The organism is Chryseomicrobium excrementi (assembly GCF_002798305.1).
Taxonomy (GTDB): domain Bacteria; phylum Bacillota; class Bacilli; order Bacillales_A; family Planococcaceae; genus Chryseomicrobium; species Chryseomicrobium excrementi.
In genome coordinates, this window is sequence record NZ_PCGR01000001.1 from 332,961 (window position 1) to 346,082 (window position 13,122).

Here is a 13,122-nt window from a genome sequence, read left to right on the forward strand (position 1 = left end):
GGTGACGATGAAAACATTTGATGACCTACTAAAGCAAAGTGCTGAACGGGATAAGAAAACCATTGCGATTGCCTGTGCAGCAGATAAAGAAGTGTTAGAAGCGGTCTCACAGGCTCTCAATCATCAATTAGCGAAATTTATCTTGTTTGACACCGAAGAGGCTTTTACTAGCTTTTCTGAACTCGTGCCCCAGCACGCGGATGTTGAAGTTCGCTATAGCACTTCAGCACAACTAGCTGTTCGAGAAGCAGTCCAAGCAGCGGGAACGGGACAAGCAGATGCTTTGATGAAAGGCCATGTAGACACGGCAGCACTTCTTCGAGAAGTGTTGCGCGATGACAATGGCTTAAAGACAGGGAAGACGATCTCGCATGTAGCGGTCTTCGAGTTTCCGGACTTTGATCGTCTGTTATTCGTAACAGACGCTGCGATGAACATTGCACCAGATGTAAAACAAAAGAAAGACATTATCGTCAATGCTGTTGCAGTAGCCCACCGAATTGGAATCAATCATCCAATCGTTTCGCCACTCAGTGCGGTGGAGGTTGTCAATCCGGCCATGACATCAAGCACGGATGCGGCCTTGCTGACGATGATGAACCAACGAGGTCAACTTACAGGCTGTACTGTAGAAGGACCCCTTGCTTTTGACAATGCGATATCAGTCGCTTCCGCAAAAGCGAAAGGGATTGAGTCGAAAGCCGCTGGACACGCTGATATTTTAGTCGTTCCAAACATTGAAGCAGGAAATATTCTTTATAAATCGTTTATGTACTTTGCTCATGCTAAAGTTGGGGCGGTCATTGAAGGTGCTAAGGTACCTATCGTGTTGACTTCACGTGCCGACAGTGCAGAAAGCAAATTATATTCAATAGCGCTAGCCGCTTACTAAACTACTATTGGAGGAATTACAAATGGAAATTTTCAAATATATGGAGACTTATGATTACGAGCAATTGATTTTCTGTCAGGACAAAACATCAGGACTAAAAGCAATCATCGCAATTCACGATACAACTCTAGGTCCAGCTCTTGGTGGAACACGTATGTGGAATTACGCTACAGAAGAAGAAGCGATCGAAGATGCACTTCGCCTTGCAAAAGGAATGACTTACAAAAATGCTGCAGCCGGTCTTAACCTTGGCGGAGGAAAAACAGTTATTATCGGCGATCCACTAAAGGACAAAAATGAAGAGATGTTCCGTGCATTCGGTCGTTTCATCCAAGGTTTAAACGGACGCTATATCACAGCAGAAGATGTCGGTACGACTGTAGCGGATATGGACTTGATCCACGAAGAAACAAACTATGTAACAGGGATTTCCCCTGCATTCGGATCTTCAGGTAACCCATCTCCAGTAACAGCTTATGGTGTATACATGGGGATGAAAGCAGCTGCAATGGAGGCTTTCGGTTCAGATTCACTTGAAGGCAAAAAAGTAGCCGTTCAAGGTGTTGGAAACGTAGCTTACAAACTTTGCGAGTTCCTTCATAAAGAGGGTGCGATCTTGACAGTGGCTGACATCAACCAAGCTTCTGTAGACCGTGCAGTGAAAGAATTCGGAGCGACTCAAGTAGACGTATCTGAAATCTACTCTCAAGACGTAGATATCTTTGCACCATGTGCTCTTGGCGCGATTATCAATGATGACACGATTCCACAATTGAAAGCTAAAGTAGTAGCAGGTGCTGCAAACAACCAATTGAAAGAACCACGTCACGGGGACAAGCTTGCTGAACTAGGTATCGTTTACGCACCAGACTACGTAATCAATTCAGGTGGCGTTATGAACGTTGCGGATGAGTTGAATGGCTACAACCGTGAGCGCGCTATGAAACGCGTTGAAGGAATCTACGATACAATCACTCGTATTTTTGAAATCTCTAAAACAGAAGGTATTGCATCGTATGCAGCAGCAGATCGCTTAGCTGAAGAGCGTATCGCTCGCATGGCGAAATCACGCCGTCAATTCTTACAGAACGGAAAACACTCTTTAACAAATCGCTAATCAACTCTGGGGAGGCAACACAAATGGAACCTTATCGAATACTTGTCCTGAATCCAGGTTCAACCTCCACGAAGATCGGCATTTATGAAAATGAACAATTGCTATTTGAAAAAACGATTCGCCATAAAACAGAAGAAATCGAAAAGTTTCCATCAATTATCGATCAATATGCATTTCGTAAAGAGATGATCTTACAGGCCCTGGATGAAGAACAAATGAATATTTCCCGTCTGTCCGCCGTGTGCGGACGCGGGGGCCTGTTACGGCCTATCGAAGGCGGCACCTATGAAGTCAACGAGCAAATGCTCGAAGATTTGCGCATCGGCTATTCGGGGCAACATGCATCGAATCTTGGTGGCATCATTGCCAACGAGATTGCAAAAGGCTTAAATATTCCTGCTTATATCGTCGACCCAGTCGTCGTAGATGAAATGCAGGAACTTGCACGGGTCTCCGGTACAGCAAAACTTGAACGTCGTTCCATCTTTCATGCATTGAATCAAAAGGCTGTAGCACGTCGCTACGCGAAGGAGATAGGCAAACCGTATGATTCGTTATCTCTCATCGTCGTTCATATGGGCGGTGGTGTGACAGTCGGTACCCATCATTTAGGAAAAGTAATAGACGTCAACAATGGTCTTCATGGAGACGGCCCGTTCAGCCCAGAGCGTGCGGGAAGTGTTCCGATCGGAGACCTGATTGAACTGTGTTTCTCTGGACAGTACTACCAGCATGAGGTTATGAAGATGATTGTCGGTCAAGGTGGTCTGGTCAGTTATCTTGGAACAAATGATGCGGTGACAGTCGAAAAACGCATCGAACAAGGTGACCAAGAGGCGAAGTTAATCTACGACGCTATGGCGTATCAAGTGGCTAAAGAAATCGGTGCTCAAAGCGCTGTACTTTCTGGCAAAGTAGATGCGATCTTATTGACGGGTGGCCTAGCTTACGGCAAAGCATTTGTCCAAGAAATCGCAAGTCGCATCAGCTGGATCGCAGACGTCGTTACGTATCCTGGAGAAGATGAACTTCAAGCATTAGCAGAAGGTGCTTACCGCGTATTAAGCGGTGAAGAGCAACCGAAGCATTATCCGAATTAAAGGAGGGATTTCCCATGGCAAAAGAGTATGATTTGGTCATACTTGGTGGTGGAACAGGCGGTTATGTAGCTGCGATTCGTGCAGCACAACTTGGCCTGAAAACAGCCATCGTTGAAAAAGGAAAATTAGGCGGAACATGCCTACATAAAGGATGTATTCCAAGTAAAGCCCTTTTGCGTTCTGCAGAGGTCTACCATACAGCAAAAGACCGTGCACATGAATTTGGAGTGGTGACAGGAGATGTCACACTCGACTTTAGCGCTGTCCAAAAGAGAAAACAATCGATTGTCGACCAACTGCACCAAGGTGTACAAGGTCTAATGAAAAAAGGCAAAATTGATGTATTTGAAGGAACAGGACGCATGCTCGGACCTTCTATCTTCAGTCCATCTCCAGGTGGTACGGTTTCTGTTGAGATGAACAACGGAGAAGAAAACGAAATGTTGATTCCAAAAAACGTCGTTTTGGCTACAGGATCACGACCACGCACGCTTCCAGGTCTGACAATTGACGGTGAGTTCGTCATGACTTCTGATGAAGCACTTGAAATGAAAGAACTTCCGAAGTCGATCATCATCGTAGGTGGAGGCGTCATCGGTATCGAATGGGCTTCTATGCTTCATGACTTTGGTGTCGAAGTGACGGTTATTGAATACGCAGACCGGATTATTCCAACGGAAGACGATGCCATTTCAAAAGAAATGAAAAAGATTTTAGAGAAAAAAGGGATCACCATCATTACATCAGCAAAAGTGATGCCCGACACGCTTTCTGTTGACAATGGCGTTACGATTCAAGCCGAAATCAAAGGGGAGAATCAGTCGTTCCAAGCTGAGAAGATGCTCGTATCTGTTGGTCGTCAAGCAAATGTTGAAAACATTGGAATCGAGAATACGGATATCGTTATTGAAAAAGGCTTTATCCAAGTGTCGGATACGTATCAGACAAAAGAATCTCACATCTATGCAATCGGAGATGTCATCGGGGGTCTTCAATTAGCTCATGTAGCGAGTCATGAAGGAATTACTGCCGTTGAACACATTGCTGGACAAGACGTACATGCAATGGATACAGAGAAAGTAGCTCGCTGCATCTATTCAAACCCGGAAGCTTCAAGCGTCGGGATAACAGAAGCTCAAGCGAAAGAGCGCGGCTTCAACGTGAAAACTGGGAAATTCTCTTTTAAAGCTATCGGAAAAGCTCTTGTATACGGAGAATCTGATGGATTCGTGAAAATTATCGCAGATAAAGATACAAATGATATTTTAGGAGTCCACATGATTGGACCACATGCAACCGACTTGATTTCTGAAGCGGGTCTTGCAATGGTTCTTGATGCAACTCCTTGGGAGATCGGATCTACCGTTCACCCACACCCAACGCTTTCTGAAATCATGGGAGAGGCTGCTCTTGCAGTCGACGGCAAAGCGATTCACAGCTAAAAGGAGGAATTGAAATGACTACTCGTCATGAACAAGTTGGACTTACAAATGATGACGTACTAAAAATGTACGAGACGATGTTGCTTGCACGTCGAATCGATGAGCGCATGTGGTTACTGAACCGCGCTGGTAAAATTCCATTCGTTATTTCATGTCAAGGACAAGAGGCAGCTCAAGTTGGTGCTGCGTATGCTCTAGACACAGAAAAAGATTATATCGCACCTTACTACCGTGACATGGGTGTTGTTCTTCACTTTGGTATGACAGCTCGTGACTTGATGCTTTCTGCATTTGCTAAAGCTGAAGACCCAAACTCAGGTGGACGTCAAATGCCAGGTCACTTTGGTCAGAAGAAGAACCGTATCTTGACAGGTTCTTCGCCGGTTACGACTCAAGTTCCTCATGCAGTTGGTGTGGCTCTTGCAGCTAAAATCGAGAAAAAAGATTTCGTTTCGTTCGTAACTCTTGGTGAAGGATCTTCTAACCAAGGAGACTTCCACGAAGGTTTGAACTTCGCAGGTGTTCATAAGCTTCCATGTATCACAATGGTCGAGAACAACAAATATGCGATTTCTGTACCGTTTGACCGCCAAGTAGCAAGTAAGAACATTGCGGATCGTGCCATTGCTTACGGCATGCCTGGCGTTGAAGTGGACGGAAAAGACCCGATTGAAGTATACCGCGTCATGAAAGAAGCGGTAGAACGTGCGCGTAACGGAGAAGGTCCTTCTCTAATTGAAGCGGTAACATTCCGATTGACTGCTCACTCATCAGATGACGATGACCGTCAGTACAAATCAGCGGAAGAAATCGAAGAAGGTAAAAAGCTTGATCCAATTTTGTCATTTGCCGCGTACTTGAAAGAAAACGGCATCTTAACAGACGAGTCGGAGAAAGAACTGAACGATCGCATCATGAAAGAAGTCAATGAAGCAACGGATTACGCTGAAAATGCACCGTATGCGGCTCCTGAAGATGCCCTGAAACACGTATATGCTGAGCAAGGAGGCGACAACTAATGCCAATCATGTCTTATATTGATGCCATCACACTTGCGATGAAAGAAGAGATGGAACGTGATGAGCGTGTATTTATTCTTGGAGAAGACGTTGGTCGTAAAGGCGGCGTATTCAAAGCGACAAACGGTCTTTATGATCAATTTGGTGAGTACCGAGTATTAGATACACCACTTGCAGAATCAGCAATTGCTGGGGTAGGAATCGGTGCTGCGATGTACGGTCTACGTCCGATTGCAGAAATGCAGTTTGCTGACTTTATCATGCCAGCAGTCAACCAGATCATTTCGGAAGCGGCACGTGTTCGCTACCGTTCAAACAATGATTGGACGTGTCCCATGGTTATCCGTGCACCATTTGGCGGGGGGATTCACGGTGCATTGTACCACTCACAATCTGTAGAAGCGGTATTTGCGAACCAACCTGGTTTGAAAATTGTGATTCCTTCAACTCCTTACGATGCAAAAGGATTATTAAAAGCGGCTATTCGTGACGAAGATCCAGTACTATTCTTCGAACATAAGCGTGCATACCGACTAATCAAAGGCGAAGTTCCGACAGAAGACTACACAATCGAAATCGGAAAAGTGGATGTGAAACGTGAAGGCGAAGACATCACGGTCATCACTTACGGTTTAGCGGTTCACTTTGCTCTGCAAGCTGCTGAACGTCTTGAAAAAGACGGCATCTCAGCTCACGTAGTCGATTTACGTACCGTGTATCCATTAGATAAAGAAGGCATTATCGAAGCGGCTTCTAAAACAGGAAAAGTACTTCTTGTAACAGAAGACAACAAAGAAGGAAGCATCATGTCAGAAGTTGCAGCGATCATCGCTGAGAACTGTTTATTCGACTTAGACGCTCCTGTCCAACGTCTTGCTGGACCAGATGTTCCGGCAATGCCGTATGCTCCGACAATGGAGAAATTCTTCATGATCAACCCGGATAAAGTAGAAAAAGCAATGCGTGAGCTTGCAGAATTCTAAAAAGGAGGAACTACTATGGCACTTGAACAAATCAAAATGCCTCAGCTCGGAGAGAGTGTGACGGAAGGGACCATTGAAAAATGGTTGGTTGCTCCTGGCGACCACGTCAACAAATACGACCCGCTTGCTGAAGTGAACACAGATAAAGTCACTGCTGAGATTCCTTCTTCATTTACTGGCGTGATCAAAGAATTGATTGCTTCAGAAGGAGATACATTAGCAGTTGGTGAAGTCGTTTGTACGATTGAAACTGAAGGTGGAAGTACGGAAGAAGCAGCTCCTGCACCATCTAAAGATGAAACACCTCAAGAAGCACCTAAACAGGAAGCGCAACCAGCGACTCCTGCGAAAGTGGAACGCCCTGCAGGTGGCGGCCGTTTCTCTCCAGCTGTTCTGAAAATGGCTGGTGAGCACGGCATTGACTTAGCTCTTGTATCAGGCTCAGGTAAAGAAGGACGCATCACTCGAAAAGATCTTCAAAAGATCATCGATTCGGGTGAGATTCCTCAAGCACAAGAAACACCAGCGGCTCCTAGCCAATCGGTAACACCACAAGCAGCTCCAGCTGCTGCTGCAACACCAGTGGCACCGAAACAAGATATCCCAACACTACCAGGTGACGTGGAAATTCCAGTCACAGGTATCCGTAAAGCAATTGCTGCCAACATGCTTCGTAGTAAGCACGAGGCACCACACGCATGGACAATGATTGAAGTAGACGTGACGAACTTGGTTCAATACCGTGACTCAATCAAAAACGAGTTCAAGCAAAAAGAAGGTTTCAACGTGACGTACTTTGCTTTCTTCGTAAAAGCAGTGGCACAAGCATTGAAAGAATTCCCAATGATGAACTCCATGTGGGCAGGCGATAAGATCATCCAGAAAAAAGACATCAACATTTCGATTGCAGTAGCGACAGAAGATGCGTTGTATGTCCCGGTGATCAAGCATGCTGATGAGAAGACGATTAAAGGGATTGCCCGTGAGATCAACGAACTAGCAGGAAAAGTACGTGCTGGTAAGTTGAAATCTGACGATATGCAAGGTGGCACATTCACAGTCAACAATACAGGTTCATTTGGATCTGTACAGTCGATGGGAATCATCAACTATCCACAAGCAGCGATTCTGCAAGTCGAGTCTATCGTCAAACGTCCAGTTATCATGGATGGCGGCATGATTGCAGCTCGAGACATGGTCAACTTATGTCTATCTCTTGATCACCGTGTACTTGATGGTCTCGTATGTGGCCGTTTCTTAGCACGAGTGAAAGAAATTCTAGAAAACATGACGAAAGAAAACACGTCCGTCTATTAATTTTAGGGGCCGTCCACTTGGTTGGACGGCTTTTTCTATTCCAAAAAATAGAGTACACTAGAAATGGTATGAAAACGCATTCAAGTTAGGGAGGAACAACATGGCACACTCTACAAGCTCGTTTGAATCAAAGACAGTAGAACAATGGAAAGAACTTGTCACCTCTTCGTTACGAGGAAAAGACTGGTCATCGCTCACGACTACAACTCCTGAGCTGATCACGATTGAGCCTCTTTATACAGAACTAACTAAAGAACAAGAAGATCAAATCCAAAAGCTTCAACAAGTATGGGTAACTGAAGATGTGAAGGCTATTGAGCCTGGAACGCAAGTTGAGCTAGACACAAGAAAGTGGCATAAACATGGGGCAGATGCTGTCACAGAACTTGTGGCATTTCTTCTTGAATCTCATAAAAGAGCAGAATCTGGATCGATTCCAGAGAAGGTGGCTTTTTCTGTAGATACTCAGTTCTTTATGGAAATCGCGAAACTTCGTGCTGCTCGCGTATTGTGGAGTGCTTTTTTACACGCTCGCAATCTAGAGACAACATCTTTAGTCATTGTCGCTGAGACGTCTTTGCGCTCCTATTCTTTATATGATCCAATGGTCAACTTACTGCGCAGTGCCAACAGCGCATTCTCAGCAGTTCTTGGCGGCGCAAATGAAGTAGCTGTCTACCCATTTGATAAGTTGACTGGCGAAACAGAACTCAGCAAACGCCTTGCTGCTAACATCTTAGAAATCATTGAGCATGAAACGTTCGTATCTGCAGTTCAAGATCCGGCAGCGGGGGCTTATGCGATTGAGGCGTTGACCGACCAACTTACTGAGAAAGCTTGGAATGCTTTCATTGAAGTAAGCGAGAAAACTGTAGAGCAACAAAATGAATGGTTGCAGCAGCAATCTAGTACGTCTTTCGACGCTCAGCTCCAAGCCGTGGCAAAACGCAAACAAGCCCTCATCGGTACAACAATCTATGCAAATCCTGCAGATCCTGTTACCATAGCTTCTCAAGATAACGGATACAAACGTTTAGCTGAACAATTTGAAGAGCTTCGAGCGTCGCTTCAATCTTTCTCTGAAAAAGTAGCCATTGTACAAGCAGGTGACTACAAAACAAGCAAACCTCGTGTAGACTTTTGTAAAGGCGTCTTATCGACGTTCGGCTGGGATGCAGCTGTGATTTCTCCAGCTCAAATGAATGAGTATGCGTATATCGTCATTGCGGGAACTGATGAAGATATTTCGAAGGTAGTTGCTGAGATGACAGATGGGCCACAACTCGTTGATATCGCAGGCAAACACCCAGAATTCGAAAACTTCCAATCAAAGGGAGTAACTGGAATGATTCATTTAGGTCAGTCTCTTCTTGAAAAAGGGTCAGAGCTCCGTTCTAAACTGGCAGTGAAGGAGGATGCACGATGAAAAAGACGATCATGACAAACGAAGGCATTCCATTAAAGCCTCGGTACACAAAAGAGGATCTGCAGCAAGCACGCCACATTGGGGAACTCCCTGGAATGGTGCCGTTCACTCGAGGCCCGTATCCTACGATGTATGTCCAAAAACCATGGACAGTTCGCCAGTATGCCGGGTTTTCTACAGCAGAAGAAAGTAACGCATTCTATCGCCGCAACTTGGCAATGGGGCAAAAAGGCTTGTCCGTCGCATTTGACCTTGCCACGCACCGTGGGTACGACTCGGATCATGAACGTGTCAAAGGAGATGTCGGGAAAGCCGGTGTAGCAATTGATTCTGTAGAAGACATGAAAATCTTATTTGACGGCATTCCACTTGATCAGATGTCAGTATCGATGACGATGAACGGAGCCGTGCTCCCGATTTTGGCGTTTTACATCGTGACTGCAGAAGAGCAAGGAGTCACTCCAGAGCAACTGACAGGGACGATTCAAAACGACATTTTAAAAGAATATATGGTACGTAATACATATATTTATCCGCCTGATATGTCGATGAAGATCATTGCAGATATCTTCTCATACACGTCTCAAAATATGCCAAAGTTCAATTCGATCTCGATCTCGGGCTATCATATGCAAGAAGCCGGTGCTACAGCGGATATCGAGCTTGCGTATACACTCGCGGACGGCCTTGAATATGTCCGCACTGGACTCGCTGCAGGAATGGATATTGACCGGTTCGCCCCGCGTTTGTCATTCTTCTGGGCAGTCGGCATGAACTATTATATGGAAGTCGCGAAGATGCGCGCCGCACGCCGGATCTGGGCAGAACTGATTTCTCAGTTTGATCCGAAAAATGAAAAATCGTTAGCACTACGTACGCACTCGCAAACTTCGGGGTGGAGTTTAACAGAACAAGATCCGTTCAACAACGTGACACGTACATTGATCGAAGCAAACGCTGCGGCTATGGGGCACACACAGTCTCTTCATACGAACGCACTGGATGAAGCCATCGCGCTTCCGACAGATTTCTCCGCTAGAATCGCACGGAACACGCAACTGTTCTTGCAAGAGGAAGCGGGCATGACGTCTATTATCGATCCTTGGGGCGGTAGCTATTACCTCGAGACATTGACTGAAGAACTGATGACTAAAGCGTGGGCGCATATCGAAGAAATCGAGTCTTTAGGTGGCATGGCGAAAGCTATTGAGACCGGTCTACCGAAAATGAAGATTGAAGAAGCAGCGGCCATTCGTCAAGCGCAGATCGATTCGAAACAAGAGAAAATCGTAGGTGTCAATTACCGTCGACTTGAAAAAGAAAACCCAATCGACATCTTAGCCATCGACAACTCAGCAGTTCGACTGTCTCAAATCGCGCGTCTTGAAAAAGTTCGCACAGAACGCGATCAACAGGCAGTAGAAAAAGCGCTACAACAACTTACTGATGCTGCAGCTTCTGGCCAAGGCAATTTGCTTGAGCTCGCGGTAGAAGCGGCACGTCACCGAGCTACTCTTGGTGAAATTTCAGATGCTATTGAAGAAGTGTCGGGCCGCCATAAAGCCATCATTCGTTCAATCAGTGGTGTGTACAGCTCAAACTATTCGGAATCTCAAGAAGTGGAAGCAGTGAAAGAGATGGCAGAAGACTTTTTAGAAAACGAAGGTCGCCGTCCGCGCATCATGATTGCGAAGATGGGACAAGATGGGCATGACCGCGGTGCGAAAGTCATAGCGACAGCATTTGCAGACCTTGGCTTCGATGTCGATATGGGACCGCTGTTCCAGACTCCTGCAGAGACGGCTTTACAAGCTGTTGAAAACGATGTCCATGTCATCGGAGTCAGTTCTCTTGCAGCAGGTCACTTGACGCTTGTGCCTGAACTGAAAGCAGAACTTGAAAAATTGGGTCGATCCGATATTCTTCTTGTTGTTGGGGGCGTTATCCCAAGTCAAGATTATGCGTTCCTGCTTGAAAACGGCGCATCTGCTATCTTTGGTCCAGGAACTGTCATTCCGGTAGCTGCTCAAAAAGTAATCGAGGAGATTTACAAGCAGCTTGGCTACGAAGAAGCTGGAGAAACCGTATGACGAACGTCAAAAAATTTTCGAAAAGAGTACCACAATCTTTAAATCTTGAAGAACTTGTAGAGCCGCTTGTTAACGGCTCGCGGGTTGCTCTTGCTCGTGCCATCACGCTCATTGAAAGTCAACAACCTACTCATAGAGAAGCGGCGCAGCAACTCTTACAGCAATTGCTACCTCGAACGGGAAACTCGATTCGAATTGGCATCACTGGTGTCCCTGGTGCAGGCAAGAGTACGTTTATCGAAGCATTTGGGAAGATGCTTGTTGAACGTGGTCATCGTGTTGCTGTCCTTGCTATCGATCCTTCATCCTCTCGTACGGGTGGAAGTATTCTAGGTGATAAAACGCGGATGGAGACACTTGTGAAAGAAGCAAACGCATTTGTCCGCCCGTCACCAACGTCAGGAACACTTGGCGGCGTGCATAAAAAAAGTCGCGAGACGATGTTGTTATGTGAAGCAGCAGGATATGATGTCGTATTAATCGAGACGGTAGGAGTCGGTCAATCGGAGACAGCTGTCAGAGAAATGACGGATTTCTTCCTGTTACTCACTTTGACTGGAGCTGGAGATGAGCTGCAGGGGATGAAAAAGGGAATTATGGAACTTGCAGACGCCATCATCGTGCACAAAGCAGACGGAACCAATGAAGCACCTGCGAAGAAGACGGTATCTGAATTTAAACAGATTTTGCATTTCATCCAACCGGCAACTGTTGGTTGGACACCTGTTGCACTTCCTGTTTCGTCTTATAAAAAAACCGGCTTAAAAGATGTCTGGCAGACGATCGACCAGTTCCGTAAACTTACAACGGAGTCGGGTGTGTTTGAACAAACTCGTAGCTTGCAACAAAAGCAGTGGTTCAAAGAGTCCGTAACAGACGCATTGATTTCAAGGTTTTTTGAATCTCCTGAAAAAAAGCACCTGATGAAAGAACTAGAACAACAAGTAGCTGCATCAGAGCTGACAGTTGAACAAGCCGTCAGCAAACTTTTTGCTTCGTCAAGTAGCTAAAAGTCTGATACAATACTGCTATAAAGGAGTGTTTTGAAATGAGTATGGATTTTAACCTATATATGAATGAGATCGTAACTACAGCTCGCAATGAGATGGATGCTGCAGGATACGAACAATTACGTACACCTGAAGATGTAGACCGCGCGCTTGAGCGTTCTGGAACTACTTTGTTCATGATCAACTCAGTATGTGGATGTGCAGGAGGTATCGCCCGTCCAGCAGCTACACATGCGGTACATTATGACCGCCGTCCAGATCACTTGGTAACGGTATTTGCAGGACAAGATAAAGAAGCGACTTTCTATGCGCGTGACAAGTTCGGCGACGAGCATCTGCCTTCGTCACCATCATTCGTTTTAGTAAAAGACGGTCAAATGGTTGCAGAAGTGGGACGCCATGAAATCGAAGGGCATGACCCAATGAGTGTCATCACGCACCTTCAAGCGCTATTCGAAGAGCACTGCGAAGAATATTAAACTAAAAAATACACGGTCTGAATTTCAGACCGTGTATTTTTATAGTAAAAAGCTTAATCCAAACACAAATGTAGAAAGTAACATTGTGATAATCATTAAGTAGATAATTACTTTTCGAAACGTCTCATTTCTCATGTATACATCGCTCCTCTAGTTCACTACCTCTATTTTAGCAAAGACAAAAGAGGTAGCCAACCATTTTTGAAATCGCTACAATAGAAGATAGAGTGCGAAAGGGGATGGCATG

The 13,122-nt window shown here is 45.5% G+C and carries 12 protein-coding genes; 11 read left to right on the plus strand and 1 reads right to left on the minus strand.

Annotation, left to right across the window (positions count from 1 at the left end):
• The first annotated feature begins 7 nt into the window (after nt 1–7).
• From CQS04_RS01710 to CQS04_RS01760, 11 genes are all read left to right on the plus strand, one after another.
• Entirely contained in the window at nt 8–892 is an 885-nt protein-coding gene (locus CQS04_RS01710) for a bifunctional enoyl-CoA hydratase/phosphate acetyltransferase (RefSeq protein ID WP_100352479.1), read from the plus strand.
• A 22-nt stretch (nt 893–914) separates the two neighbouring features.
• On the plus strand, nt 915–2,009 hold the full coding sequence (locus CQS04_RS01715; RefSeq protein ID WP_100352480.1) for a Leu/Phe/Val dehydrogenase: 1,095 nt from the start codon (nt 915–917) through the stop codon (nt 2,007–2,009).
• A 23-nt stretch (nt 2,010–2,032) separates the two neighbouring features.
• A complete protein-coding gene (buk, locus tag CQS04_RS01720) occupies nt 2,033–3,109 on the plus strand; it encodes a butyrate kinase (RefSeq protein ID WP_100352481.1) in 1,077 nt (358 codons plus the stop codon).
• Nucleotides 3,110–3,123: 14 nt separating this feature from the next.
• Nucleotides 3,124–4,551 carry a dihydrolipoyl dehydrogenase gene (lpdA, locus tag CQS04_RS01725; RefSeq protein WP_100352482.1) on the plus strand — a complete coding sequence of 476 codons (1,428 nt, stop codon included), beginning with the start codon at nt 3,124–3,126 and terminating at the stop codon, nt 4,549–4,551.
• Between the two features lie 14 nt (nt 4,552–4,565).
• Nucleotides 4,566–5,570 carry a thiamine pyrophosphate-dependent dehydrogenase E1 component subunit alpha gene (locus CQS04_RS01730; protein ID WP_100352483.1) on the plus strand — a complete coding sequence of 335 codons (1,005 nt, stop codon included), beginning with the start codon at nt 4,566–4,568 and terminating at the stop codon, nt 5,568–5,570.
• The gene (locus tag CQS04_RS01735; RefSeq protein ID WP_100352484.1) at nt 5,570–6,553 is read left to right on the plus strand and encodes an alpha-ketoacid dehydrogenase subunit beta; all 984 of its coding nucleotides are present in this window, start codon (nt 5,570–5,572) and stop codon (nt 6,551–6,553) included. The genes CQS04_RS01730 and CQS04_RS01735 overlap by 1 nt, the downstream gene beginning before the upstream one ends.
• Nucleotides 6,554–6,568: 15 nt before the next feature.
• Nucleotides 6,569–7,870, plus strand: a complete 1,302-nt coding sequence (locus CQS04_RS01740; RefSeq protein ID WP_100352485.1) for a dihydrolipoamide acetyltransferase family protein — start codon at nt 6,569–6,571, stop codon at nt 7,868–7,870.
• A gap of 100 nt (nt 7,871–7,970) precedes the next feature.
• On the plus strand, nt 7,971–9,296 hold the full coding sequence (locus CQS04_RS01745; protein ID WP_100352486.1) for a methylmalonyl-CoA mutase family protein: 1,326 nt from the start codon (nt 7,971–7,973) through the stop codon (nt 9,294–9,296).
• Nucleotides 9,293–11,386, plus strand: a complete 2,094-nt coding sequence (gene scpA / locus CQS04_RS01750) for a methylmalonyl-CoA mutase (protein ID WP_100352487.1) — start codon at nt 9,293–9,295, stop codon at nt 11,384–11,386. The genes CQS04_RS01745 and scpA overlap by 4 nt, the downstream gene beginning before the upstream one ends.
• Nucleotides 11,383–12,396 (plus strand): methylmalonyl Co-A mutase-associated GTPase MeaB, encoded by a 1,014-nt coding sequence (gene meaB, locus CQS04_RS01755; protein WP_100352488.1) that lies wholly within the window; start codon nt 11,383–11,385, stop codon nt 12,394–12,396. Before scpA ends, meaB begins: the two co-directional genes overlap by 4 nt.
• Nucleotides 12,397–12,434: 38 nt before the next feature.
• On the plus strand, nt 12,435–12,875 hold the full coding sequence (locus CQS04_RS01760; protein ID WP_100352489.1) for a BrxA/BrxB family bacilliredoxin: 441 nt from the start codon (nt 12,435–12,437) through the stop codon (nt 12,873–12,875).
• 39 nt (nt 12,876–12,914) lie between these two features.
• On the opposite strand, the gene prli42 is transcribed toward CQS04_RS01760, so the two are convergent.
• Entirely contained in the window at nt 12,915–13,010 is a 96-nt protein-coding gene (gene prli42, locus CQS04_RS13980) for a stressosome-associated protein Prli42 (protein WP_165767453.1), read from the minus strand.
• Nucleotides 13,011–13,122 lie beyond the last annotated feature (112 nt).